The sequence below is a fragment of the Cupriavidus necator genome, from assembly GCF_040578825.1.
In the GTDB taxonomy this organism is placed as follows: domain Bacteria; phylum Pseudomonadota; class Gammaproteobacteria; order Burkholderiales; family Burkholderiaceae; genus Cupriavidus; species Cupriavidus necator_E.
The window spans coordinates 1-24583 of record NZ_JBEFLI010000073.1 but is presented as its reverse complement, the minus strand read 5'-3'; the positions used below and the strand labels follow the sequence as shown (position 1 = coordinate 24583).

Genomic DNA, 24583 nt, shown 5'->3' with positions numbered 1-24583 from the left:
GCACCAGGTCCAGCGTAGCACCGCGGCGCGGGTGCAGGGAAGGCTGCCCGCGCGGGCCTCAGCGTGCCCGCGCCTGCGGCAGCAGGCAGACCATGTCGAGCTTGTCGTGAAAGTGCGGCGCGACGTACAGCGCATCCGGCTCCAATCCCACCCTGACGAAGCCGAGCGACTCGTACAGCCGTACCGCGCCCGTGCTGGCGGCATTGACGCACAGCGTCACCTGGCGCACGCCGGACATGGCCGCGGCCTGCTGCATCGCGCGGTCCATCAGCGCGCGGCCGAGCTTGCGGTCGCGCCAGCCCGGCGCCACGTACATGCCCCAGATAAACGCCTTGTGGCGATGCTTCTGCTTGGCCTCGCGCATCACGCCGACCACGCCCGCCAGCGCCGTGCCGTCGAAGGCGCCAAACACGGCCTTGTCTTCGTCGGCGGCCAGGCGCGCGGCGACGAATCCGAGCGGCAGGTCCTGTTCTTCCTCCAGGCTCGCGGCGAAGGCTTCGGGTGCCTCGGCCAGGCCTTCGAGCCGCAGCGCCTGGAAGGCAGCGGCATCGTCCGGGGTCAGCAGGCGGATCTCCATGTGCAAACTCTCCTACCAGTCCAGGCTCAGCAGCCAGTCGACGAAATAGCGCGCCTCGGGCTTGAGCGGTGCCTGCTCGCGCTCGACGATGTAGTAACCATGCGGCGACACCGATTCGATATCGAGCAGGCGCACCATCTGCCCCAGCGACAGCCAGTGCCGCGCCATGCGCTGGCGCACCAGCGCCACGCCCTGGTTGGACGCGATCGCCTCCAGCATCAGGCCGATGTCGTTGAACTGCGGACCGGTCTGCGGCTCGGGCCAGTCGAGGCCGGCGGTCTCGAACCACGGCTTCCACGGCTCCAGCGGGCTGCGCAACAGCACCAGGCCGTGCAGGTGCTCGGGCTTGGTGATGGCGCGGCCGTCGACGCGCTCGTAGTATTCGCGCCCGCACGCCGGGAATACCGGCTCGACCAGCAGCTTCGTGGTCTTCAGATCAGGGTAGCGCCCCGTGCCGTAGCGGATCTCGACATCGGTGTCCTCGGCCTTGACGTCGAGGAACGGGATCGCCAGGTGCAGCTCGAGATCGATATGCGGATACAGCGCGCCGAACTCCGGCAACCGCGGCACCAGGTGCTGGCGCCCGAAGGTCGGCGGGATCGCCACGCGCAGCCGCGTGCGCATCTTGTTGTACTCGGGCCGCGCCAGCTCATTGAGCGACTTGAGCGCGTCCTGCACGTTGCGCAGGTAGCGCGTGCCGGCGGCAGTCAGGCGCAGCGCCACGTTGGTGCGCACGAACAGGTCTTCGCCCCACAGCTCCTCGAGGTTCTTGATACGGTGCGAGACGGCGCTGGGCGTGACCGACAGCTCCTCGGCCGCGCGCGCAAAGCTGCCCAGCCGCGCCGCGGCCTCGAACGCGATCAGCAGGTGCAGCGGCGGGACGCGGTTGAACATGGAAGCCATGCCGGGCGCTTCAGTTCGCGCTGCCGCGCGTGGCACTGAAGATCTTGCCCGGATTCAGGATGTGGTTGGGGTCGAGCGCGTCCTTGATCGCGCGCATCAGGTCGAGCGCATCCTCGCCATGCTCCTGCACCAGGAAGCCCTTCTTGTGCAGGCCCACGCCGTGCTCGCCGGTGCAGGTGCCGCCCATCGCCAGCGCGCGTTCGACGATGCGCTGGTTGATGGCCTCGGCCTCGGCCATTTCCTCGGGCTTGTCCGGGTCGACCAGGATCGCCACGTGGAAATTGCCGTCGCCGACATGGCCGACGATGGGGCAGGGCAGCGCCGACGCGTTGAGGTCCTTCTCGGTCTCCGTGACACAGTCGGCCAGGCGCGAGATCGGCACGCATACGTCGGTGGTCACCGACTTGCAGCCCGGCTTGAGCTGCAGCATGGCGAAATACGCGGTATGGCGCGCGTTCCACAGCCGGCTGCGGTCTTCGGGGCGCGTGGCCCATTCGAAGCCCTGGCCGCCGTACTCGGCGGTGATGTCCTGCACGGTTTCGGCCTGCTCGCGCACCCCGGCCTGGGTGCCGTGGAATTCGAAGAACAGGTGCGGGGTTTCGGGCAGCGTCAGGTTGTCGTGCCGGTTGATGGCGCGGATCGCCAGCGCATCGACAAACTCCACGCGCGCCACCGGCACGCCGAGCTGGATGGTCTGGATCACGGCCTGCACCGCGCTGCCCATGCTGGGGAAGGCGCACACCGCGGCGGAGATCGCTTCAGGCTGCGGATAGAGCCGCACCGTCACCTCCGTGATGATGCCCAGCGTCCCCTCGCTGCCGATAAAGAGCCGGGTCAGGTCATAGCCCGCCGACGACTTGCGCGCGTGCGTGCCGGTGCGGATCACGCGCCCGTCGGCGGTCACCACCGTCAGCGCCAGCACGTTCTCGCGCATGGTGCCGTAGCGCACCGCGTTGGTCCCCGAGGCGCGCGTGGCGCACATGCCGCCCAGCGACGCATCGGCGCCCGGGTCGATCGGGAAGAACAGGCCGGTGTCCTTGATTTCCTGGTTCAACTGCTTGCGCGTGACACCAGGCTGCACGGTGACGGTCAGGTCCTCGGGCTGCACCGCCAGCACCTTGTTCATCTGCGACAGGTCCAGGCTGACGCCGCCGGCCACGGCCAGCAGGTGGCCTTCCAGCGACGAGCCGGCGCCGTACGGGATCAGCGGCACGCCGTGCTGGTTGCACAGGCGCGCCACGTCGGCCACTTCCTCGGTGCTTTGGGCGAAGACGACGGCGTCGGGCACGGCCGGCGGGAACGGCGATTCGTCGCGCCCGTGGTGATCGCGCACCCCGGCCGAGGTGGTGAAGCGTTCGCCGAAGCGCGCCGCGAGGGCTTCGCTGAAGGCGGACGGCAGGGGACGGCGGACAAGCGCGGCGGCGGGCGTGGGGTGGTTCATGCGGGTCTCCGGCGGGTCGGCGCGGCGGTGGTGCCCGATGCGGAGGTCCGGAAAACCTTCCGGAAAGGCAGGCAGGCGCGACCCGGTTATCGAATGGACGACGAATGGTACGACTACAGGCATTCTACGCCGCGCGGCGGGCGATGCACCTTTGCGCAGGCGCGGTCTGGCCGATAGCCGCACAGCGCCCCGTCCCCCGGGGCAGGGCCACAAGGCCTTCGCCCATATGCCTGCGCTGGCGCGATAATGCGCCATTTCCCGCGATGCTTGCGCGGGGTGACCACGGATACAAGGAGACCGGCATGGGCAACCGCCTGTCCAAGATTGCCACCCGCACCGGCGACGCCGGCACCACCGGCCTGGGCGACGGCAGCCGCACCGGCAAGGACAGCCTGCGCATCGCCGCCATCGGCGACGTCGACGAGCTCAACTGCCACGTCGGCGTGCTGCTGGCCGAGGCGCTGCCCGACGACGTCCGCGCCGCGCTGCTGCATATCCAGCACGACCTGTTCGACCTGGGCGGCGAACTGTCCATCCCCGGCTATACGCTGCTGAAGGCCGAGCAGGTGGCGCAGCTCGACACCTGGCTGGCCGACTACAACGCCAACCTGCCGCGGCTGGCCGAGTTCATCCTGCCCGGCGGCAGCCGCGCCGCGGCGCAGGCCCACGTCTGCCGCACGGTGTGCCGGCGCGCCGAGCGCGCGCTGGTGGCGCTGGGGGCGGCCGAGACGCTGAACGAGGCGCCGCGCCAGTACCTGAACCGCCTGTCGGACCTGATGTTCGTGCTGGCGCGGGTGCTGAACCGGGCCGGCGGCGGCTCGGACGTGCTGTGGCAGCGGGACCGGCAGGCCTGAGTCGGCAATAAATGTAGTGGCGGGGCCACTTATGGTGGCAGCGGCTCAAGGCCGGATGGCGGATGCCGTTGACGGAAGGCATAAACCGAGAAAATTACTCGGATTTGCCGGTTCTGCCCTTGAAAAGCCCCCGGACGGCCACATTTCGGCCTCAGGTTGAATTGCAGCCGCGCGGATAGCGACTTGGCTCAAGAGGAGAGAATAAATGGGTAAGATCATCGGTATCGACCTCGGTACCACCAATAGCTGCGTAGCGATCATGGAGGGCAACACCCCCAAGGTCATCGAAAACTCCGAGGGTGCCCGCACCACCCCGTCGATCATCGCCTACATGGAAGACGGCGAGATCCTGGTCGGCGCGCCGGCCAAGCGCCAGGCCGTCACCAACCCGCGTAACACGCTGTACGCGGTCAAGCGCCTGATCGGCCGCAAGTTCGAAGAGAAGGAAGTCCAGAAGGACATCGGCCTGATGCCGTACTCCATCGTCAAGGCTGACAACAGCGACGCATGGGTGTCGGTGCGCGACCAGAAGCTGGCCCCGCCGCAGGTCTCGGCCGAAGTGCTGCGCAAGATGAAGAAGACGGCCGAGGACTACCTCGGCGAGCCGGTGACCGAAGCCGTGATCACCGTGCCGGCGTACTTCAACGACTCGCAGCGCCAGGCGACCAAGGACGCCGGCCGCATCGCGGGCCTGGACGTCAAGCGCATCATCAACGAGCCGACCGCGGCCGCGCTGGCCTTCGGCCTGGACAAGAACGAGAAGGGCGACCGCAAGATCGCCGTGTATGACCTCGGCGGCGGTACCTTCGACATCTCGATCATCGAGATCGCGGACGTGGACGGCGAGAAGCAGTTCGAAGTGCTGTCGACCAACGGCGATACGTTCCTGGGCGGCGAAGACTTCGACCAGCGCATCATCGACTACATCATCGGCGAGTTCAAGAAGGACCAGGGCGTGGACCTGTCCAAGGACGTGCTCGCGCTGCAGCGCCTGAAGGAAGCCGCTGAAAAGGCCAAGATCGAGCTGTCGAGCTCGCAGCAGACCGAGATCAACCTGCCGTACATCACGGCCGATGCCTCGGGTCCGAAGCACCTGAACCTGAAGATCACCCGCGCCAAGCTGGAATCGCTGGTGGAAGAGCTGATCACCCGCACCATCGAGCCGTGCCGCATCGCGATCAAGGACGCGGGCGTCAAGGTCAGCGATATCGACGACGTGATCCTGGTCGGCGGCATGACCCGCATGCCCAAGGTGCAGGAACAGGTCAAGGAGTTCTTCGGCAAGGAAGCGCGCAAGGACGTGAATCCGGACGAAGCCGTGGCTGTCGGTGCCGCGATCCAGGGTTCGGTGCTGTCGGGCGACCGCAAGGACGTGCTGCTGCTGGACGTGACGCCGCTGTCGCTGGGTATCGAGACCCTGGGCGGCGTGATGACCAAGATGATCACCAAGAACACCACCATCCCGACCAAGCATGCGCAGGTGTTCTCGACCGCCGACGACAACCAGCCGGCGGTGACCATCAAGGTGTACCAGGGCGAGCGTGAAATGGCGACCGGCAACAAGCTGCTGGGCGAGTTCAACCTGGAAGGCATCCCGCCGGCACCGCGCGGCACGCCGCAGATCGAGGTGTCGTTCGACATCGACGCCAACGGCATCCTGCACGTGGGTGCCAAGGACAAGGCGACCGGCAAGGAAAACCGGATCACCATCAAGGCGAACTCGGGCCTGTCGGAAGACGAGATCCAGCGCATGGTGAAGGACGCCGAGGCCAACGCCGAGGAAGACAAGAAGGCCCGCGAGCTGGCTGACGCCCGCAACCAGGCCGACGCGCTGATCCACTCGACCAAGAAGGCGCTGACCGAATACGGCGACAAGCTGGAAGGCGGCGAGAAGGAAAAGATCGAAGCTGCGATCAAGGAACTGGAAGACGCCGCCCGCGGCGGCGACAAGGCCGAGATCGACGCCAAGGTCAACGCGCTGTCCGAAGTCAGCCAGAAGCTGGGCGAGAAGGTCTACGCCGACATGCAGGCCAAGGCTGGCGAAGGCGCCACGGCGGGTGCCGCCGCGGGTGCGGGCGCCGGCGCTGGCGCGGCCGGTGGCCAGCACGCGCAGCCGCAGGACGACAACGTTGTGGACGCCGAATTCAAGGAAGTCAACGACAAGAAGTAATCGGGACACGCGGGCGGCGGTGCAGGCACTGGCCGGCACCGCTCCCGCCCCGACGCCGGGCGCGGCCATCGGACCCAGCGGGAAACCGCCGTCGGATGCCTCGCTCGGCTTTTTTGCTATTCGCCGGTATCGCGCCGCTTGCGCGTGCCGGCCAAAAGGTAATGAGCCACCATGGCAAAACGTGACTACTACGAAGTGCTCGGGGTAGGCAAGAACGCGAGCGACGACGAGATCAAGAAGGCCTATCGCAAGCTCGCGATGAAGCACCATCCGGACCGCAATCCGGACCACAAGGACGCCGAGGAGAAATTCAAGGAGGTCAAGGAGGCCTACGAGATGCTTTCCGACCCGGAGAAGAAGGCGGCCTATGACCAGTACGGGCATGCCGGCGTCGATCCGAACATGGCGGGCGGCTTTGGCGGCGCGCAGGGCTACGGCGGCTTCGCCGAGGCCTTCGGCGATATCTTCGGCGATATCTTCGGCCAGGGCGCCGGCCGCCGCGGCGGCGGCGGACCGCAGGCGTATCGCGGCGCCGACCTGCGCTACAGCATGGAAATCTCGCTCGAGCAGGCCGCGCACGGCCACGAGGCGCAGATCCGCGTACCGCACTGGGACGACTGCGACCACTGCCACGGCAACGGCGCCGAGCCCGGCTCCAGCGTCGAGACCTGCCCGACCTGCCACGGCGCCGGCCAGGTGCGCGTGTCGCAGGGCTTCTTCACCATGCAGCAGACCTGCCCGAAGTGCCACGGCAGCGGCAAGTACATTCCCAAGCCGTGCACCAAGTGCCACGGCCAGGGCAAGCTGAAGTCGCAGAAGACGCTGGAAGTGAAGATCCCGGCCGGCATCGACGAGGGCATGCGCATCCGCTCGTCCGGCAACGGCGAGCCGGGCATCAACGGCGGCCCGCCGGGCGACCTGTATGTGGAAGTCCACATCAAGCCGCACCCGGTGTTCGAGCGCGACGGCGACGACCTGCACTGCCAGATGCCGATCTCCTTCGCTACCGCGGCGCTGGGCGGCGACCTGGAAGTGCCGACGCTGAGCGGCAAGGCCACCTTCCCGGTGCCTGAAGCGACCCAATCGGGCAAGACCTTCCGCCTGCGCGGCAAGGGCATCAAGGGCGTGCGCTCGGGCTATCCGGGCGACCTCTATGTGCATGTGAACGTGGAGACGCCGGTCAAGCTGACCGAGGCGCAGAAGGAACTGCTGCGGCAGTTCGATCGTTCGGTGCACGAGGGCGGCTCGCGGCATAGTCCGCAGGAGCAGTCCTGGCTGGATAAGGTGAAGAGTTTCTTCAGCTGATCTGGCTTGGCGGTATATGGCCGGCCACGTGTGAGCGTGGCCGGTTTTTGTTTTGTGGCGGATGCCTTAGCCGATCCCCTTGTGTTTCTCCCCTCTCCCGCTCGCGGGAGAGGGGAGCAACCAGCCGGGAGGTGAAGACGTCTTCGTTCTTCTCGATGACGCCACGGCTGCGCCGGCCGAGGCGGCATCGCGCCTCTACACCGGCTACGTCCATGAGGACGTGCTGCCCGCTGGCAGCGATATCGCGCAGCTCGACACCATGCTCGCCACCGGCTGGCGCGCGGGCTGGCACGCCACGCTGTTCGCCCCCTATGAATTCGGCGGCGCCCTGGTCGATGCCCCGGTCCACACCGGCAATGCGATGCCGTTCCACGACGGCGCGCTGCGCCTGCTGTGGTTCCGCGACCTGCAGCGGCTCGATGCCGCGGGCGTCACCGCGTGGCTCTGGTCCGAGGCGGAACCGAAGCCGGCGGGCATGATGAACGTCGCGTCAGACACCTCGCGCGAGGCCTTCGACGACGCCATCGCCCGCATCCACCAGTGGATCGAAGCCGGCGACACCTACCAGGTCAACTACACCCAGCGCCTGCGCTTCGGGGTCTTCGGCGACCCGCTGGCGCTGTACGCCGCGCTGCGCGCCGCACAGCCGGTGCCCTATGGCGTGCTGGCCAACCTGCCGGACGGCGCCGCCGTGCTGTCGCTGTCGCCGGAGCTGTTCGTGCGCCATGACGGCGATGGCCATCTGATGACCCGTCCGATGAAGGGTACCGCACCGCGCTCCGGCGACGCCGCGCGCGACGCGCAGGCCGCCGCCGCGCTGGCCGCCGACGCCAAGAACCGCGCGGAGAACGTGATGATCGTCGACCTGTTGCGCAACGACCTCGGCCGCATCGCGCAGCCCGGGAGCGTGGCGGTGCCGGAGCGCTTCGCCGTGCAGCCGTTCGGCGCGGTGCTGCAGATGACGTCAACGGTAACCGCGACGGCGCGGCCGGGCACCGGCTTTGGCGCGCTGATGGCGGCGCTGTTCCCGTGCGGCTCGATTACCGGGGCGCCCAAGCGGCGCACCATGGAAATCATCGCCGAGCTGGAAGACGCGCCACGCGGCCTCTACACCGGGGCGATCGGCTGGATCGATGCGCCGGCTGGCCAAGGCGCCGCGGTGGGACCCTTCGCGCTGTCGGTCGCGATCCGCACGCTGGTGCTGGCGCCTGCGCAACACGGCCTGCGCGCCGGCGAAATGGGCGTCGGCGGCGGCATCGTCCACGACAGCGTCGCGGCGGAGGAATTCGCCGAATGCGGCTGGAAGGCGCGCTTCCTGACGCGGCACGATCCCGGCTTCACGCTGTTCGAGACCATGCGCGTGCAGGACGGTGAATGCCTGTACCTGGCGCGGCACCTCGCGCGCATCGGCGCCTCGGCCCAGACCTTCGGTTTTGCCTTCGATGCCGATGCGGCACGTGCCGCCGTGGCCGCGCAAGTCGCTCAGCTCGCTCGGCACGGAAAGGGAACCTGGCGCCTGCGCATGAGCGTGGACAAGGCCGGCGCACTCGCGTTTGCCAGCGGCGCCGTAGCACCGCTGCCAGTGGGGCCGGTCAAGGTCGATATCGCCGCCCACCCGCTGCCCGATGCGGACCCGCTGCGCCGCCACAAGACCAGCGCCCGCGCCGTGTTCGACGCCGGCTGGCAGGCCGCCGAGCGCGCCGGCGGCTTCGACCGGCTGTTCTTCAACACCCGCGGCGAGCTGCTCGAAGGCGGGCGCAGCTCCGTGTTTGTCCGCATCGATGGCCGCTGGCTGACGCCGCCGCTGTCGGCCGACATTTTGCCCGGCGTGATGCGCGCGGTGGTGCTGGACGCGGGCGGGGCCGCGCTGGGCGCGCCCGGCGACACCGTGGCAGAAGCGGTGGTGACACGCGCCATGCTGGCGCGCGCCGAGGCCATCGTGGTGGTCAACGCGCTGCGCGGCGCAATGCCTGCAACGCTGCTGGCTTAAGCGCGCCCGCTACGGGTGATGCGTGTCCAGCACGCCGTCGCCGAGCTTCCAGCGCACCACGCCCGGCAGGTTGATCAGGTCGCGGTCGTGGCAGATCATCACCACGGTGCGGCCTTCCGCGGCCAGGTCGCCGACCAGCGCGATCACCTGTTCGCGCGCATGGCCATCGAGGCTCGACGTAGGCTCATCGAGCAGCAGCAACTCAGGCTCCAGGACCTTGGCCCGCGCCAGCGCCACGCGCTGGATCTCGCCGCCGGACAGGTATTCCGGCGCGGTGTCCTGCAGGTGCGACACGCCGGCCCAGCCCAGTGCATCGCCAACGCGGCGCGCGATCTCGTCGTGCGGCATGCCGCGCGCGTGCAGGCCGTAGGCGATGTTCTCGCGCACCGAGGTGCGGAACAGGTAGGGATGCTGGTGCAGGTAGGCGATGCGCTGGCGCAGCGCGGGCGGGAACGGGTCGAGCGGCACGGTTTGCAGTCTGCCCTGCGCATCGGTCCATTGCGCGATTGCGCCCGGCGCGGGCTCCAGCCCCGCCAGCATGCGCAGCAGCGTGGTCTTGCCGGCGCCATTCATGCCAGTCAGCACGATCGCGGTGGCGCGCGGGATCACCAGTTCATCGATGGCAAAGAGCCGGCGCAGGCCGATGGTGCGCGCCAGCCCGCGCACCGTCAGCAGCGGCGTGCCGGCGGCGTGGGCAGGGATGGCGGGGATGGGGGGCAAGGATGGCATCGATGTCATCGGCGGAAACCTCCGGCGCCCTGCAGCCACGCCATGCCGATATTGACCAGCAGCGCCAGCGCCACCAGCACGATGCCCAGCGCGATGCCTTGCGCGAACTCGCCCTTGCTGGTTTCCAGCGCGATCGCCGTGGTGATGGTGCGGGTCGAGCCTTCGATATTGCCGCCGATCATCAGCGCCGAGCCGACTTCGGCGATCACGCGGCCAAAGCCCGCGACCACCGCCGCCATCAGCCCGAAGCGCAGCTCGCGGATCACGGTGACGAAGGTGCGCCAGCGCCCGGCGCCGAGCACCCACGCGGTTTCACGCAGGCGCACGTCGGCGCCCTGCAGTGTCGACAACGCAAACGCGAGCACCACCGGGAAGCCGATCACCGCCTGTCCCAGCACCATGCCTGAAGGGGTGAACAGCAACTGCAGGCTGCCCAGCGGCCCCTGGCGCGTCAGCAACAGGTAGAGGATCAGCCCGACCAGTACGGTCGGGAACGACAGGAAAGCCTGCGCCAGCACCACCACCGCGCGCCGGCCCGGGAATTGCCGCGTGGCGATCAGCCAGGCGGCGGCAATGGCCGGCACCGTCGCGATCGCCAGCCCCAGCACCGCCACCATCAGCGAGGTCCAGACGATGAACCACAGCGCCGGATCGCCGCTGGCCAGCAGGCGGAACGCGGCGGCGGTGGCCGATGCGATCTCCACCGCGTCAGGCGGAGAAGGTGTGCTCGGGGGCGGGGAAGCTGCCGTCCTTTACCGCGGCCACGTAGGCGCGCACCGCCGCCTCGATCGAGGTCTGGCCGTCCATGAAGTTGCGCACGAACTTGGCCTTGCGGCCCGGGTAGATATTCAGCATGTCCTGCAGCACCAGCACCTGGCCGGTGCAGTCGACGCCCGCGCCGATGCCGATGGTGGGCACCTTCAGCAGCTGCGTGATCGCGCCGGCCAGCGCCGCCGGCACCGCCTCCATCAGCACCACCTGGGCGCCGGCCGCCTGCAGCGCCAGCGCGTCGCGCTTGAGTTGCGCCGCGCCCTCATCGGTCTTGCCCTGCACCTTGAAGCCGCCCAGCGCATGCACCGACTGCGGCGTCAGGCCGATATGCGCGCATACCGGGATGCTGCGCTCGACCAGGAACTTGACGATCGGCGCGAGCCAGTCGCCGCCTTCGAGCTTGACCATCTGCGCGCCCGCCTTCATCAGCGTCACCGCGCTGGCGAACGCGGTTTCCGGCGTCGGGTAGGTGCCGAACGGCAGGTCGGTCACCAGCAGCGCGGTCTGGTTGCCGCGCGCCGCGCATTCGGTGTGGTAGGCCATCTGTTCCAGCGTGACCGGCAGCGTGGTCTGCTGGCCCTGCATCACATTGCCCAGCGAGTCGCCGACCAGGATCATCTCCACGCCGCAGTAGTCAAGCAGCGCGGCGAAGCTGGAGTCGTAGGCGGTCAGCATGGCGATTTTCTCGCCGGCGTCGCGCATCGCCTGCAGTTTGGGAATCGTGATGGTCTTGCGGGAGGGATCGAGGAGATAGCTCATGGCAGTGCCCGGATGTGACGGCGGGTGGTTTGGGCCGTGGGCGCGCCGGGAAGACCCGGACCGCAACGGCTGCCGTCGTTATTGTGTTGTGTCTGGCAGGCGGGGCCTGTCAGGGCGCAGCGAGATTCAGGAAGGCCTTGCGGCCGCGCATGGTTTCGATGCGCGACAGTAGTGTACGGAAATCGTCCTCATTGTCCACCGGATTGAAGTGCGCGGTGTCGACGACCAGCACCGGGGCCTCGTCGTAGCGGTGGAACAGTTCGCCGTAGGCGTCGGTGAGACGCTGCAGGTAGTTCTCGTCGATGGCGGTCTCGCCCGGCTCGCCGCGGCGCACGATGCGCTCGCGCAGCAGCGACGGCGTGGCCTGCAGCACGATCACCAGGTCGGTGCGCTGCGGCGGCAGGTTGAAGCGCGCGGCGATGGCGTCATAGAGCGCCAGTTCGTCCCCGGACAGCGTCAGTGCCGCGTGCAGCCGGTCGCGCGCCATCAGGAAGTTGCTGACCATGCGCTGCCCGGCCAGCAGCGCCGCCTGCCATTGCTGGAGCTGCACCGCGCGCCGGTTCAGGCACCAGAGCTGCATCGCCAGCGCATGGCGCGCGGGATCGCGGTAGAACGGTTCGAGGAAGGGGCTCTGGCGTGCGCAGTCGGGCAGCTCGGCCGCGTGCAGCGTACGTGCCAGCCGCTGGGCCAGCGAGGTCTTGCCGGACCCGACGGGGCCTTCGACGACGATGCGGCGCAGGTGATCGAGCATGGCGCGTCAGGCGTAAGGGTGGGGGCGGGCCGCTGCCGCCGGTGGTCAGGCGGGCGTGCCGGCGTTGCCGGGGCCGCCGGCCTGCAGGCGCAGGCACTTGCAGGTGGAAACCTTCTCGATGCGCTGCCCGCCCACGCCGGCCAGGAAGTCGGCGGCGCGGCCGCGGCCGGGGATCGACAGCCCGGCATCGAGTTCCAGCAGCGGCACCAGCGTAAAGGCGCGCTCGGTCATGCGCGGGTGCGGCACGGTCAGGTGTTCGTCGTCGTGCTGCTCGTCGCCGAACAGCAGCAGGTCCAGGTCCAGCGTGCGCGGCGCGTTGCGGAACGGGCGCTCGCGCCCGAACTGGTCTTCGATGTGGTGGCAGATGCGCAGGAGCTGCGCCGCGGTGAACGAGGTCTGCACCTTGACCACCGCGTTGTAGTAGTCGTCACCGCCGGCATCGACCGGCGCGGTGCGATAGAGCGAGGAACGCGCCAGCACCGTGATCCCGACCTGCTGGGCCAGGCACACGATGGCGTCCTTGATTGCCTGGCGGGGGTCGCCAAGGTTGGCGCCGATGCCGATGAAGGCAAGAGTCATTTACGTTTCCTCCGGCTGGCCGGGGCCGGCATGTGCTGCCTCGCCCGCGTCCGAGTCGCTCCGGGAGGACACTTTATCCGATTTCCGCGGACCGCGCCGGCGGCGCTTCTTGCGTGCCGGGCCAGCCCCTTCGCCGGCCTCGCCGGCTTCGCCCGCCTCGGCCGTCTCGCCAGCGTGGGCACCGTGCCCACCCTTGCCGCCGCGGCCACCATGACCGCGCGCGCCGCGCACCGCCTCGATCAGGCTTTCGCGCTCGCCCGGGTCGGCGTCCTGGAAATCCTGCCACCAGGTGGCCAGCTCTTCCGGCAGCTCGCCCGACTGGCAGCGCAGCTGCAGGAAATCGAAGCCGGCACGGAAGCGCGGCGACTCCAGCAGCCGGAACGGCATGCGGCCCACGCGCTTCTCGAAGCGCGGCTGCATGCTCCAGATATCGCGCATGTCGGTGACAAAGCGCCGCTGGATCGCGAGCTGGCCGGTCTGCTTTTCCAGCACCGAATCCATCGCGGCGTTGAGCGCGGCAATGGCGTGCTCGCCCTCGTCGCGCAGCTTGTTCCAGCGCTGCAGCACGTGGTGCCACAGCAGCGCGGCAAACAGGAAGCCGGGCGAGACCGGCTTGCCGGCCTGCACGCGGCGGTCGGTGTTGTCCAGCGCGAGCTGCACGAAGCGCTGGCCCATCGGCTGCTCCAGCGCCACGTCCAGCAGCGGCAGCAGGCCCTTGTGCAGGCCCGCCTTGCGCAGCTCCTGCAGCGAAGCCCAGGCGTGGCCGGACATCAGCAGCTTGAGCATCTCGTCGAAGACGCGCGCGCTCGGCACGTTGTGGATCAGCGACGCCAGGCCGGCGATGGGGTGGCGCGTGGCCTCGTCGATGCCGAAGCCGGTCTTGGCGGCAAAGCGCACCACGCGCAGCATCCGGATCGGGTCTTCGCGGTAGCGCGTGACCGGGTCGCCGATCATCCGCAGCGTGCGCGCGCGGATGTCTTCCATGCCGTGATGGTAGTCATGCACGGTCTGCGCGTCCGGGTCGTAGTACATCGCGTTGATGGTGAAGTCGCGGCGTTCCGCGTCCTCGGCCTGCGATCCCCAGACGTTGTCGCGCAGCACGCGGCCCGAGGCATCGATCGCGTGGGTCTTGGTGTCGAGCTCGGCGCGCTTCAGGCGCCGGCCTTCGGGCAGCGTCTCGCTGGCGATGGCGTCGACCAGCGCGCGGAAGGTCGAGACCTCGATGATTTCCTGCTCGCGCCCGCCGTAAAAGGTCACGTGCACGATCTGGAAGCGCCGGCCAATGATGCGCGAGCGGCGGAACAGCGCCTGCACCTGGTCGGGCGTGGCGTTGGTCGCCACGTCGAAATCCTTGGGCTTGATGCCGAGCAGCAGGTCGCGCACCGCGCCGCCGACGATAAAGGCCTGGTAGCCGGCCTGCTGCAGCGTGGAAGTGACCTTGACGGCATTGCGCGACAGCAGCGTCGGGTCGATCTGGTGTTCGTCGACGCCGACGATGCGCGGCGTATGGGCGCGGCCGAGGAGGCGCTGCTTGGGGCCGGGTTTGCCCAGCAGCCGGGTAATGAGCTTCTTGATCACGTCAGAACAGATCCATGATGCGCCAGCCTGCCGCGGCGGCGTGGTGGCGCAGGCGATCGTCCGGGTTGGTGGCGATCGGCTCCGAGACCTTTTCCAGCAGGGGCAGGTCGTTGGCCGAGTCGCTGTAGAAGGTGGTGGTTTCGAAATGGTCCCAGTGCGCGCCCTGGCTCTTCAGCCAGGATTCGACGCGGGTGATCTTGCCTTCGCGGAAGCTGGGCACGCCGTGGACTTCACCGGTGAACTGGCTTTCCGGCTTGCCGTCGATGGTGGCGGGCTCGGTGGCGATCAGGTGCTTGATGCCGAAGGCCGCGGCGATCGGCGCGGTGACGAAGCTGTTGGTGGCGGTCACCACGGCGCACAGGTCGCCGGCCTCGATATGCTTGTAGACCAGCGCGCGCGCCTGCGGCGTGATCACGGGATCGATCACCTCGTGCATAAAGCGCACGCGCATGGCGTCGAGCCGGTCGCGCGGGTTGGCCGCCAGCGGCGCCAGCGCAAAGCGCAGGAACGCCTGGATATCGAGGGTGCCGGCCTTGTAGTGGCCGTAGAACTCGTCGTTCTTCTGCCGGTAGGATTCCTCGTCGACGACGCCCAGGCGGACCAGGAAGCGGCCCCATTCATGGTCGCTGTCGGTCGGGATCAGGGTGTGGTCGAGGTCAAAGAGTGCCAGATTCATGGGCGGCGATTTTACCTTAAGGCGTGAGTGAGGACGTACCGGGCCGGGCAGGGCGCGATGCCGGGCGCGGCTTTGGGCCCGGCGCCCGGGGCTAGCCACCGCTAATCCCGGAATTCAGCAAACATTTCGCGCAGCAGCGGCAGCGTGACCGGCCGCTTGCGTTCCAGCGAATAGGTGTCGAGCGCGTCCAGCAGCGCCATCAGGCTGGGCATGTCGCGGTAGTGGCGCGTCACCAGCCAGTGCGTGATCTCGGGCGAAAGCTGCAGGCCGCGCTCGCGTGCAGCGTGCAGCACAGCGGCCTTCTTGTCGTCGTCCGACAGCGGCGCGACCTGGTACACCAGCCCCCAGCCCAGGCGCGTGCGCAGGTCTTCGCGCACCGGCATCGCGCGCGGCGCCAGGCCGCCGGCCACGACCAGCGCGGTACGTACGTGGGCGCGTACCTCGTTGTAGAGCGAGAACACGGCAATCTGGCGGGCTTCGTCCAGCAGCTCGACATCGTCCACGGTATAGAGCTGGCACCACGGATCGAACATAAAGTCCGACAGCGGATGGTGCGGGCTCAGGTAGCGGCAGCGGATGCCGTGCTGGGGCGCGGCTTCGCACACCGCGTGCAGCAGGTGCGTGCGGCCGCAGCCGACCTCGCCCCACAGGTAGACCAGCCGGTCGGTGGCGCGCTCCTGCGCGACCGCGGCGGGCAGCTCTTGCAGGCGCTGCACCGACTCGCGGTTGGACGCCACCACGAAATTCTCGAAGGTCGAAGGCGGCGGGCTGCCCAGCTCGAGCGACAGTTGCTTGGGACGCGGGAACATGACGTATGGCTAACTTGCAGGTGAGGGGCGCGCTGGCGGGCAACCGTTATTTTCGGTACAGGTCGCTGGCCAGGTAAACCCGCCGCAACTGGCGCGCCCCCACCAGCAGCACGGCGCAGGTCGGCAGCGCCAGCAGCACGCCGAAGAAGCCGAACAGCTGGCCGAACGCGAGCAGCGCGAAGATCACCACCAGCGGGTGCAGGCCGATGCGCTCGCCCACCAGCCGCGGCGTCAGGTAAAAGCTCTCGACAAACTGGCCGATGCCGTAGACCACCGCCACCGCCGCCAGCCCGTACCAGTTGCCGAACTGCAGCAGCGCCGCCAGGATCGCCATCACCAGCCCGACGCCGAAGCCGATATACGGGATAAACACCGCCAGTCCGGTGAAGACCCCGACCGGCACGCCGATCTCGAAACCGGCGATGGTCAGCCCGATCGAATAGAGCGCCGCCAGGATCACCATCACCAGGATCTGGCCACGCAGGTATTGCGACAGCAGCGCGTCGGTCTCGTTGGTCAGCTCGCGCACCTTGGGCACCCAGCGGCGCGGCACCACGCCCTCGATGCGGCGCATCACCATATGCCAGTCCATCATCAGGTAGAACATGACGATCGGCACGATAAAGATGATGCCGGCCACCGTGATCAGCGCCGAACCCGACATCTTGACGTAGTTCAGCAGCACCACCAGCAGGTCTTCCGGGCTGGCGGCGAAGCGGTCTGACAGCATGTTGCGCAGGCCCGGGAAGTCAAAGCGGATGCGCACGCCGAACTCCGCCAGCCGGGGCGACACCACGGAGTTGAGCTTCTTCAGCAGGATCGGCAACTGTTCGCGGATCTGCGGGATCTCGCGCTGCAGCACCGCGATCGCCAGCAGCACCAGCATCACGATGATCACCGTCAGCAGCAGGATCATCAGCGTCACGCCGACCACGCGCGGGATCCGGCGGCGCTGCAGCCAGTCAACGCCGGGGTTCAGGATATAGGCGAAGATGAAGGCGAACAGGAACGGTGTCAGCACCGGTGCCAGCGCGATGATCGTGGCGAACAGCGCCACCGCCACTACGATCCAGAGCAGGATGCGTTTGGTCTCTTGGTTCAGTAGCGGGGCATTCATCTATAGGGGGTTGGGCGCTCGGTTGGGTCAAACGGCAGCGCGACCTGGCGGGTTCCCGGCGTAATATGGCCGGAAACTGGAAGCCGGGGGCCTCTATCCGTTAAAATTGCGATTCTACTGGACTCGCGCCCGCCTTCCGATCCCGAGCGACGGAAGCTGTGTTGGCCCGAGGGCCGAATTTGTCACTTTGATTCCTCACTTTATTTCCTCCAGGACAAGCAGGTTCCCATGAGCGCATCCCCGACCGACGGCCAGGCAGGCCTTTCCTACCGCGACGCCGGTGTTGACATCGATGCCGGCGACGCGCTGGTCGATCGCATCAAGCCGTTCGCCAAGCGCACCATGCGCGAGGGCGTGATGGCAGGCATCGGCGGGTTCGGTGCGCTGTTCGAGCTGTCGAAGAAGTTCCAGGAACCGGTGCTGGTGTCCGGTACCGACGGCGTGGGCACCAAGCTCAAGCTGGCCTTCCAGCTCAACCGCCACGACACCGTGGGCCAGGACCTGGTCGCGATGAGCGTCAACGACATCCTGGTGCAGGGCGCCGAGCCGCTGTTCTTCCTCGACTATTTCGCCTGCGGCAAGCTGGACGTCGACACCGCCGCCACCGTGATCCAGGGCATTGCCCGCGGCTGCGAGCTGGCCGGCTGCGCGCTGATCGGCGGCGAAACCGCCGAAATGCCGAGCATGTACCCGGACGGCGAATACGACCTGGCCGGCTTTGCTGTCGGCGCGGTCGAGAAGAAGAAGATCATCGACGGCAGCACCATCACCCCGGGCGACGTGGTACTGGGCCTGGCGTCGTCGGGCGCGCATTCCAACGGCTATTCGCTGGTGCGCAAGATTATCGACGTGGCCAGGCCGGACCTGAACGCCGACTTCCACGGCCAGCGCCTGCAGGACGCCATCATGGCGCCCACGCGCATCTACGTGAAGCCGCTGCTGTCGCTGATCGAGACGCTGCCGGTCAAGGGCATGGCCCACATCACCGGCGGCGGCCTGACCGAGAACGTGCCGCGCGTGCTGGCACAGGATGTCACCGCCGAGCTGCGCCGCGACGCCTGGACGCTGCCGCCGCTGTTCCAGTGGCTGCAGGCGCAGGGCCGCGTGGCCGACGCCGAGATGCACCGCGTGTTCAACTGCGGCATCGGCATGGTCGTGATCGTCGCCAAGGAAGACGCTGAACGCGCCATCCGCCACCTGCAAGCGGCCGGCGAGGCCGTGTGGCAGATCGGTGAGATCCGCGAACGCGCCGAAGGGGAGGCGCAGACCATCGTGGTCTGACGACCCTGAAGCTTTCCGGCAAGAACGGCGCATGCCTTAGGGCATGCGCTTTTTTTTCGCCCTGCGTACGGCTCATCAGGGTTTACCCAAAGACTCACAGCCGCTTTGTGCCCTGCGCTGCCCCAGTCCCGTTTTCGTGCATCGCACCAAAATCCAGCATGCATCCGCACCAAATCTGATAAACAATATTTTGCTTGATTGTATGGCGGTTTATCGCCTAATGTACTGAGCAAAGGCGCGGCACACGTATGCCGCGTCCGGAGACAACGCCTCCGCACGATGCCGGCAACCCACCGGCGCGGCGCAGGGGGCAGGCCAGGACCATTGGAGGATCCACCATGCAAGCAGTCAGCATCGACGCCGCGGCAAAAGGCGCGTCGGCCCAGAAGCAGTCCGTCGCGCGCGTCGCGGGGGCCAGCCTCGCCGGCACCACGCTCGAGTTCTACGACCACTTCATCTACGGATCGGCCGCCGCGCTGGTCTTTCCCAAGCTGTTCTTCCCGCAGAGCGACCCGCTGACCGCGACGCTGCTGTCCTTTGCCAGCTACGGCGTTGCCTTCGTGGCGCGGCCGCTGGGCGCGGCGATCTTCGGCCACTTCGGCGACAAGATGGGGCGCAAGTCCATCCTGATCATCACGCTGCTGATGATGGGCCTGGCCACCTTCGGTATCGGCCTGCTGCCGACCTATGCCGCCGCGGGCGCGCTGGCGCCGGTGCTGCTGGTGCTGCTGCGCGTGGTGCAGGGCCTGGCGCTGGGCGGCGAATGGGGCGGGGCGGCGATCATGGTCAACGAGCTCGACCCAGAAGGGAAACGGCGCGGCATCCTCGGCAGCCTGGTGCAGCTCGCCGCGCCGATCGGCCTGCTGCTCGCCAACGGCGTATTTGCGCTGGTGACCTGGCAGGTATCGGAAGAAGCCTTCCTGAGCTGGGGCTGGCGCGTGCCGTTCCTGCTGTCGGCGCTGCTGGTGGGCGTTGGGCTCTACATCCGCTCCAACGTGCGTGAATCCGGCATGTTCGAGAAGCTGGAGGAATCTCACGCCGAAGCGCGCGCGCCGATCATGGAAGTACTGCGCAACTACAAGAAGCAGCTGCTGATCGCCTTCGGCGCGCGGCTGGGCGGCGATATCGCCTTCTACGTGTTCACGCTGTTCCTGCTGTACTTCGTGCCGACCAAGCTGGGCCTGCCCAAGAGCATCGCGCTCAATGCCGTGCTGCTGGGGGCGGTGGCGCAGATCCTGTTCATCCCGGTGGCCGGTTACCTGGCCGACCGCATCGGGCGCCGCCCGGTGCTGATGATCGGCGGCATCGGTGGGGCGGTGTGGGCCTTTGTCTTCTTCATGCTGGTCAAGACCGGCAGCCCGGCGCTGATCATGCTGGCCTCGTTCGTCGGCATGGTGCTGGTGTCGTTCATGTTCTCGCCGCTGGCGTCGTTCCTGCCGGAGCTGTTCGCCACCCGGGTGCGCGTCACGGGTGCCTCGCTCGGCTTCCAGTTCGCCGGTGTGTTCGGCGGCGCGCTGGCCCCGCTGATCGCGGTGGGCCTGCTCGACCGCTTCGGCAGCACCGCGCCCGTTGCGCTGTACCTCGCGGCGGTGTGCGCGCTGATCGCAATTGCCGCGGCGGCCGCGCGGGAAACCAACCGCATGCACCTGTCCGACGCGGACCGCTGAATGCGGACCACGGTGAGCGGCAGTAACAATCTTCTCGTGAGCAGTATCGTGAAACAGTTCGACCTGATCATCCGCAACGGCACCGTGGTGACCGCCAGCGACACCATGCAGTGCGATATCGGCATCGCCGGCGGCCGCATCGTGCAGCTCGGCCACGACCTGGGCGAGGCCGCGCAGACCATCGACGCCAGCGGCAAGCTGGTCTTGCCGGGCGGCGTCGATGCGCACTGCCACCTCGACCAGCCGATGCCGGACGGCCTCAGGATGGCTGACGACTTCCGCACCGGCTCGGTGTCGGCGGCCTGCGGCGGAACCACTACCGTGATCCCGTTCGCCGCGCAGGAGAAGGGCCATTCGCTGCGCGCCGCGGTGAACGACTACCACCAGCGCGCCGACGGCAAGGCTGTGGTCGACTACGCCTTCCACCTGATCGTGGCCGATCCTACCGAGGCGGTGCTGCAGGACGAACTGCCGGGGCTGATCCGCGAGGGCTATTCGTCGTTCAAGGTCTACATGACCTACGATGACCTCAAGCTGAACGACCGCCAGATCCTCGACGTGCTGTCGGTGGCGCGCCAGGAGGGCGCGCTGGTGATGGTGCACGCCGAGAATTCGGACTGCATCGCCTGGCTGACCGAGAAGCTGGAAGCGGCGGGCAACACCGCGCCGAAGTTTCACGCGCTGGCCCGGCCGATGGCGATCGAGCGCGAGGCCACGCACCGCGCCATCACCTTCTCCGAACTGGTCGACGTGCCGATCCTGATCGTCCATGTATCGGGCAAGGAAGCGGTCGAGCAGATCCGCTGGGCGCGCAACCGCGGCATGAAGATCTTTGCCGAGACCTGCCCGCAGTACCTGTTCCTGACCGCCGACGACCTCGACCAGCCCGGCTATCACGGCGCCAAGTGCGTGTGCAGCCCGCCGCCGCGGGACCGCAGCAACCAGGAAGTGATCTGGGACGGGCTGGCCGATGGCCTGTTCACGATCTTCTCGTCGGACCATGCGCCGTTCCGCTACGAAGACGCGCAGGGCAAGAAGCCTGGCGGCAAGGAAGTCCCGTTCCAGTACATCCCCAACGGCATTCCCGGCCTGGAAACGCGGCTGCCGCTGCTGTTCTCGGCTGGCGTGGTGGGCGGCCGCATCTCGGTCAACCAGTTTGTCGCGCTGACCTCGACCAACCCCGCCAAGCTGTACGGCCTGCATCCGCGCAAGGGCACCATCGCCATCGGCGCCGATGCCGACCTGGCGATCTGGGACCCGCAGCGCGAAGTGCTGATCCGCAACCAGGACCTGCACCACGCGGTCGACTACACCCCCTATGAAGGCCTGCGCGTGACCGGCTGGCCGGTGACCACGCTGGTGCGGGGGAAGGTGGTGGCACATGAGGGAGAAGTGCGCGCCGAGGCCGGCCACGGCCAGTTCCTGCCGTGCGCGCTGCCGGAGATGGCGCGGCCGCGCTACCGGACTTCGGGCGGCAGCCTGTGAAGACCGCCTTTGCCTTGCTGATGCTTTGACCCACACTGCTGATATGGAACTGACCAACCGCCTGGACGCCGCCACCATCGCGGGGCGCGTCGCGGCCGGCCGCCTCGACCCCGCCGAGGTGGTCGTTGCCTTCCAGGCCCGCATCGCGGCGCGCAACGACCAGTTGAACGCCGTCTTCGAACAACGCCAGGACCTGGTCGATGCCGACCTCGCGCAGCTGCGCGCGCGCCTGGCGCAGGGCGAGCGCCCGCTGCTGGCCGGCGTGCCGGTCATCGTCAAGGACGTGATCTGGAGCCGCGGCCGCCGCGTCACGCAGGGCTCGCAGCTTTACCGCGATTTTGTCGCGCCGGCCGACGCCATTGCCGTCGAGCGCCTGCGCCAGGCGGGCGCGATCGTGCTCGGCATGGGCAATACCTCCGAGTTCGCCTGCAAGGGCCTGACCACCAACAAGGTCTATGGCCTGACGCGCCATCCGCTCGATGCCACGCTGACCGCCGGCGGCTCGTCGGGCGGCTGCGCAGTGGCGGTGGCCGCCGGCATGGCGCCGCTGGCGCTGGGCACGGACGGCGGCGGCTCCAGCCGGCGTCCGCCCGCGCATGCCGGCGTGGTCGGCTTCAAGCCTTCGTACGGCGCGATTCCGGATTCGATCGGCTTTCCCCATGCGTTCAACGGCATCCAGGTGATCGCGCCGATCACGCGCACGGTGGCCGATGCCGAGCTGATGTTCGCGGCGCTGGCGGGCGCCGATGCGCGCGATCCCGATACGCTTGGCTTCTCGCTTGCCGGCGCGCGGCCGCTGCATACGCTGAAGATCGCGGTCAGCCCGCGGCTGGGCCTGGACACACCGGTCGACGACGATGTCGCACAGGCGTTCGAGCAGGCGGTGGCGCGCTTGCAGGCCGCCGGCCTGACCATCGAGCGGGCCGACCCGCAATGGCCCGCCGGCGCCGACGAGGCCGCGCTGATGCCGCTGCAGCATGTGGGCCTGGCCAATCTCTATGGCGAGCAGTGGCGCCGCGACCCCGACGTGTTCGATCCCGATATCGCGCGCCAGATCGAACGCGGCCTGGCCTGGAGCGGCGCCGACGTGGCGCGCGCCCGCGAAGCCAGCCACCGGATCGCGCTGACCGTGGCCGGATTCTTTACCCGCTACGACCTGCTGCTATGCCCGACCACGCCGTGCGTAGCGTGGCGCAACGACCGGCTGGGCCCCGAGCGCATCGGTGGCGTCGCGGTGGAACCGCGCGCCCACGCCGTGTTTACTCCCTTCTTCAACCATGCGCTGGCGCCGGCGATCTCGGTGCCTTGCGGCAGCGGCCGCGACGGCCTGCCGGTCGGGCTGCAGATCGCGGGCCCGCGCGGCGCCGACCGCAGCGTGCTGGCCGCCGCGAAGCTTGCCGAAAACGTGCTGGCGCCGCTGCTCAATCCTGCCGGATAAACGTCATGCGAATCCTCGTCCTCAATCCCAATACCAGCCAGGGCATCACCGACCGGCTGATGCATGCGGCGACGGCCGCCGCCGCGCCCGGTACCGAACTGGTGCCGCTGACCGCCAGCCGCGGCGTGCCTTATATCGCCACGCGTGCCGAGGCCCAGATCGGCGGCGCCATCGCGCTGGAAATGCTGGCCGAGCACCACGCCCGGTTCGATGCAGCCATCATCGCCGCCTTCGGCGATCCCGGCCTGCTGGGCGCACGCGAACTGTTCGACCTGCCGGTGGTGGGCATGGCCGAGGCGGCGATGCTGTCGGCTTGCATGCTGGGCCGGCGCTTTGCCATCGTCACCTTCGCGCGGGCGCTGGGGCCCTGGTATGAAGAGTGCGTGGACATGCACGGGCTGCGTGGCCGGCTGGCCGGCATCCGCATGCTCGACGGCAGCTTTGCCTCGGTGTCGGACGTGCAGGAAGAGAAGGAGGCGGTGCTGGTGGAACTGGCCAACCGCGCCGTGGTGGAGGACGAGGCCGACGTGGTGATCCTGGCGGGCGCACCGCTGGCCGGGCTGGCCGCGCGCGTGCGCGACCGCATTCCGGTGCCGGTGGTCGACCAGATCGCCGCCGCTGTCAAGCAGGCCGAGGCACTGGTCGCGCTACAGCCGCGCAAGGCGACCGCGGGGACGTTCCGGCGGCCGGATGCCAAAGCCACGCTGGGTTTGCCGCAGGCGCTGGCGGCGCGTATCGAGCACCGCTGAGCTGCTTCCGGCGATTTCGTGGCTAGACCGCGGCTCAGACCGTGGCTCAGACCGCGGCGAAGACCGCTTCCAGGTCGACCTTTTCTTCAGCCGGCGCCTGCAGGCGCAGCGTGCTCTCGACATGCTCGAGATGCTCGGCCATCAGCGCCGCGGCGCGGTCGCCGTCGCCGGCCTCCAGCGCATCGACGATATCGTCGTGCTCATGGTGCGGGCACGACGGCACGCCCGGCGCGTCATAGAGCGCGATGATCAGGCAGGTCAGCGAGCACAGCTCGCGCATGTACTTGCCGAGGTACTGGTTCCCCGTCATTTCCGCCAGCCGGCAGTGGAATTCGCCTGACAGCCGGATGATGGCGCGCCGGTCGTTGCTGTCGCGCGCCTGGGCTTCCTCGCGCGTGGTGTCGCGCAGCGCGCGCAGGCCACGCGCATCGATCGCGCCGGCGAGGTCGCGTACCAGCGCCGGTTCCAGCAGGCGGCGCGAATGCAGCACCTGGCGCGCTTCCTCCACGCTTGGGCTGGAGACAAAGGTGCCGCGATTCGGGTGCACCGTCAGCACGCCCTCATGCGCCAGCCTGGCAAAGGCCAGCCTCACCTTGGTACGGCTCACGCCGAACACGCCGCCGAGCTTTTCCTCGACCAGCTTCGTTCCCGGCGGCAGCCGGTGCTCCCAGATAGCGGTCAGGATGCGGTCGGCGATTGCCTCCACCGACGCCCCGCGCGCGTTGTCGGCGTCGGTTTCGTTGGCGCTGTCGGGGACAGGCGCGTCAGGCAGGGCGGCTTTGTTTCGTGGCATGGCGGTCGGCGTTGGCGGCCCAGGAAAAGACAGTTGGTGCCGCTATTGTATGGCGGCATGCCATCAAGTGTATAACAGGGTTTCAACCGCTGAAGGGCCGGAGTAAGCCACTATCCCACGCGGACGCTCCCCTCTCCCGCGCGCGGGAGAGGGGTGGGGGG

General features: G+C 68.3%; 22 protein-coding genes. 9 read left to right on the top strand and 13 right to left on the bottom strand.

Translation table 11 applies throughout. The features are described from left to right. Positions 1-58: 58 nt before the first annotated feature. The 3 genes from AB1I47_RS27505 to AB1I47_RS27495 are packed head-to-tail and all read right to left on the bottom strand — an operon-like array spanning position 59 to position 2921. Complete coding sequence (locus AB1I47_RS27505; protein ID WP_354686865.1) at positions 59-577, bottom strand: GNAT family N-acetyltransferase; 519 nt, start codon at positions 575-577, stop codon at positions 59-61. A gap of 12 nt (positions 578-589) precedes the next feature. After that, a complete protein-coding gene (locus AB1I47_RS27500) occupies positions 590-1480 on the bottom strand; it encodes a LysR substrate-binding domain-containing protein (RefSeq protein WP_354686864.1) in 891 nt (296 codons plus the stop codon). A 10-nt stretch (positions 1481-1490) separates the two neighbouring features. Beyond that, positions 1491-2921 carry an FAD-binding oxidoreductase gene (locus AB1I47_RS27495; protein WP_354686863.1) on the bottom strand — a complete coding sequence of 477 codons (1431 nt, stop codon included), beginning with the start codon at positions 2919-2921 and terminating at the stop codon, positions 1491-1493. A gap of 302 nt (positions 2922-3223) precedes the next feature. Between AB1I47_RS27495 and AB1I47_RS27490 the strand changes: the two genes are divergently transcribed. The 4 genes from AB1I47_RS27490 (at position 3224) to pabB (ending at position 9240) form a co-directional block, all read left to right on the top strand. Continuing rightward, positions 3224-3775, top strand: a complete 552-nt coding sequence (locus tag AB1I47_RS27490) for a cob(I)yrinic acid a,c-diamide adenosyltransferase (protein WP_354686862.1) — start codon at positions 3224-3226, stop codon at positions 3773-3775. Positions 3776-3980: 205 nt separating this feature from the next. Beyond that, a complete protein-coding gene (gene dnaK / locus AB1I47_RS27485) occupies positions 3981-5945 on the top strand; it encodes a molecular chaperone DnaK (RefSeq protein ID WP_354686861.1) in 1965 nt (654 codons plus the stop codon). 171 nt (positions 5946-6116) lie between these two features. Beyond that, positions 6117-7250, top strand: coding sequence for a molecular chaperone DnaJ (gene dnaJ / locus AB1I47_RS27480; RefSeq protein WP_354686860.1), 1134 nt, complete (start codon positions 6117-6119; stop codon positions 7248-7250). A gap of 259 nt (positions 7251-7509) precedes the next feature. Further along, complete coding sequence (pabB, locus tag AB1I47_RS27475) at positions 7510-9240, top strand: aminodeoxychorismate synthase component I (protein ID WP_354686879.1); 1731 nt, start codon at positions 7510-7512, stop codon at positions 9238-9240. A gap of 9 nt (positions 9241-9249) precedes the next feature. On the opposite strand, the gene AB1I47_RS27470 is transcribed toward pabB, so the two are convergent. The 9 genes from AB1I47_RS27470 to AB1I47_RS27430 all read right to left on the bottom strand — a co-directional run bounded on the left by AB1I47_RS27470 (position 9250) and on the right by AB1I47_RS27430 (position 17009). Continuing rightward, complete coding sequence (locus AB1I47_RS27470) at positions 9250-9969, bottom strand: energy-coupling factor ABC transporter ATP-binding protein (protein ID WP_354686859.1); 720 nt, start codon at positions 9967-9969, stop codon at positions 9250-9252. Between the two features lie 5 nt (positions 9970-9974). After that, positions 9975-10673, bottom strand: a complete 699-nt coding sequence (locus AB1I47_RS27465) for an ABC transporter permease (RefSeq protein WP_354686858.1) — start codon at positions 10671-10673, stop codon at positions 9975-9977. 4 nt (positions 10674-10677) lie between these two features. Then, complete coding sequence (panB, locus tag AB1I47_RS27460; RefSeq protein ID WP_354686857.1) at positions 10678-11499, bottom strand: 3-methyl-2-oxobutanoate hydroxymethyltransferase; 822 nt, start codon at positions 11497-11499, stop codon at positions 10678-10680. Positions 11500-11608: 109 nt separating this feature from the next. Continuing rightward, complete coding sequence (locus AB1I47_RS27455; protein ID WP_354686856.1) at positions 11609-12250, bottom strand: deoxynucleoside kinase; 642 nt, start codon at positions 12248-12250, stop codon at positions 11609-11611. Positions 12251-12295: 45 nt separating this feature from the next. Next, on the bottom strand, positions 12296-12829 hold the full coding sequence (gene folK / locus AB1I47_RS27450) for a 2-amino-4-hydroxy-6-hydroxymethyldihydropteridine diphosphokinase (protein WP_354686855.1): 534 nt from the start codon (positions 12827-12829) through the stop codon (positions 12296-12298). Continuing rightward, complete coding sequence (pcnB, locus tag AB1I47_RS27445) at positions 12830-14407, bottom strand: polynucleotide adenylyltransferase PcnB (RefSeq protein WP_354686854.1); 1578 nt, start codon at positions 14405-14407, stop codon at positions 12830-12832. Between the two features lies 1 nt (position 14408). Next, the gene (locus AB1I47_RS27440) at positions 14409-15083 is read right to left on the bottom strand and encodes a histidinol-phosphatase (protein WP_354686853.1); all 675 of its coding nucleotides are present in this window, start codon (positions 15081-15083) and stop codon (positions 14409-14411) included. Positions 15084-15184: 101 nt separating this feature from the next. Further along, positions 15185-15892 carry a DnaA regulatory inactivator Hda gene (gene hda / locus AB1I47_RS27435; RefSeq protein ID WP_354686852.1) on the bottom strand — a complete coding sequence of 236 codons (708 nt, stop codon included), beginning with the start codon at positions 15890-15892 and terminating at the stop codon, positions 15185-15187. A 46-nt stretch (positions 15893-15938) separates the two neighbouring features. Next, the gene (locus tag AB1I47_RS27430; protein ID WP_354686851.1) at positions 15939-17009 is read right to left on the bottom strand and encodes an AI-2E family transporter; all 1071 of its coding nucleotides are present in this window, start codon (positions 17007-17009) and stop codon (positions 15939-15941) included. A gap of 228 nt (positions 17010-17237) precedes the next feature. Between AB1I47_RS27430 and purM the strand changes: the two genes are divergently transcribed. The 5 genes from purM to AB1I47_RS27405 all read left to right on the top strand — a co-directional run bounded on the left by purM (position 17238) and on the right by AB1I47_RS27405 (position 23629). Beyond that, positions 17238-18290 carry a phosphoribosylformylglycinamidine cyclo-ligase gene (gene purM / locus AB1I47_RS27425; protein WP_354686850.1) on the top strand — a complete coding sequence of 351 codons (1053 nt, stop codon included), beginning with the start codon at positions 17238-17240 and terminating at the stop codon, positions 18288-18290. Positions 18291-18628: 338 nt separating this feature from the next. Further along, entirely contained in the window at positions 18629-19957 is a 1329-nt protein-coding gene (locus tag AB1I47_RS27420) for an MFS transporter (RefSeq protein ID WP_354686849.1), read from the top strand. Between the two features lie 48 nt (positions 19958-20005). Next, positions 20006-21442, top strand: coding sequence for a dihydropyrimidinase (gene hydA / locus AB1I47_RS27415; RefSeq protein ID WP_354686848.1), 1437 nt, complete (start codon positions 20006-20008; stop codon positions 21440-21442). A gap of 43 nt (positions 21443-21485) precedes the next feature. Beyond that, a complete protein-coding gene (locus AB1I47_RS27410; protein ID WP_354686847.1) occupies positions 21486-22880 on the top strand; it encodes an amidase in 1395 nt (464 codons plus the stop codon). 5 nt (positions 22881-22885) lie between these two features. Further along, positions 22886-23629 carry an aspartate/glutamate racemase family protein gene (locus AB1I47_RS27405; RefSeq protein ID WP_354686846.1) on the top strand — a complete coding sequence of 248 codons (744 nt, stop codon included), beginning with the start codon at positions 22886-22888 and terminating at the stop codon, positions 23627-23629. A 46-nt stretch (positions 23630-23675) separates the two neighbouring features. On the opposite strand, the gene AB1I47_RS27400 is transcribed toward AB1I47_RS27405, so the two are convergent. Next, positions 23676-24422, bottom strand: coding sequence for a GntR family transcriptional regulator (locus tag AB1I47_RS27400; protein ID WP_354686845.1), 747 nt, complete (start codon positions 24420-24422; stop codon positions 23676-23678). Between the last annotated feature and the right edge of the window lie 161 nt (positions 24423-24583).

Coding starts and splice junctions, on each gene's coding strand:
- AB1I47_RS27455 (WP_354686856.1), bottom strand. CDS start 12,250: ATGCTCGATCACCTGCGCCGCATCGTCGTCGAAGGCCCCGTCGGGTCC.
- AB1I47_RS27470 (WP_354686859.1), bottom strand. CDS start 9,969: ATGCCATCCTTGCCCCCCATCCCCGCCATCCCTGCCCACGCCGCCGGC.
- dnaK (WP_354686861.1), top strand. CDS start 3,981: ATGGGTAAGATCATCGGTATCGACCTCGGTACCACCAATAGCTGCGTA.
- AB1I47_RS27405 (WP_354686846.1), top strand. CDS start 22,886: ATGCGAATCCTCGTCCTCAATCCCAATACCAGCCAGGGCATCACCGAC.
- panB (WP_354686857.1), bottom strand. CDS start 11,499: ATGAGCTATCTCCTCGATCCCTCCCGCAAGACCATCACGATTCCCAAA.
- AB1I47_RS27495 (WP_354686863.1), bottom strand. CDS start 2,921: ATGAACCACCCCACGCCCGCCGCCGCGCTTGTCCGCCGTCCCCTGCCG.
- purM (WP_354686850.1), top strand. CDS start 17,238: ATGAGCGCATCCCCGACCGACGGCCAGGCAGGCCTTTCCTACCGCGAC.
- dnaJ (WP_354686860.1), top strand. CDS start 6,117: ATGGCAAAACGTGACTACTACGAAGTGCTCGGGGTAGGCAAGAACGCG.
- pabB (WP_354686879.1), top strand. CDS start 7,510: ATGCTCGCCACCGGCTGGCGCGCGGGCTGGCACGCCACGCTGTTCGCC.
- AB1I47_RS27420 (WP_354686849.1), top strand. CDS start 18,629: ATGCAAGCAGTCAGCATCGACGCCGCGGCAAAAGGCGCGTCGGCCCAG.
- AB1I47_RS27505 (WP_354686865.1), bottom strand. CDS start 577: ATGGAGATCCGCCTGCTGACCCCGGACGATGCCGCTGCCTTCCAGGCG.
- hda (WP_354686852.1), bottom strand. CDS start 15,892: ATGTTCCCGCGTCCCAAGCAACTGTCGCTCGAGCTGGGCAGCCCGCCG.
- AB1I47_RS27500 (WP_354686864.1), bottom strand. CDS start 1,480: ATGGCTTCCATGTTCAACCGCGTCCCGCCGCTGCACCTGCTGATCGCG.
- AB1I47_RS27490 (WP_354686862.1), top strand. CDS start 3,224: ATGGGCAACCGCCTGTCCAAGATTGCCACCCGCACCGGCGACGCCGGC.
- AB1I47_RS27400 (WP_354686845.1), bottom strand. CDS start 24,422: ATGCCACGAAACAAAGCCGCCCTGCCTGACGCGCCTGTCCCCGACAGC.
- AB1I47_RS27410 (WP_354686847.1), top strand. CDS start 21,486: ATGGAACTGACCAACCGCCTGGACGCCGCCACCATCGCGGGGCGCGTC.
- AB1I47_RS27440 (WP_354686853.1), bottom strand. CDS start 15,083: ATGAATCTGGCACTCTTTGACCTCGACCACACCCTGATCCCGACCGAC.
- AB1I47_RS27430 (WP_354686851.1), bottom strand. CDS start 17,009: ATGAATGCCCCGCTACTGAACCAAGAGACCAAACGCATCCTGCTCTGG.
- folK (WP_354686855.1), bottom strand. CDS start 12,829: ATGACTCTTGCCTTCATCGGCATCGGCGCCAACCTTGGCGACCCCCGC.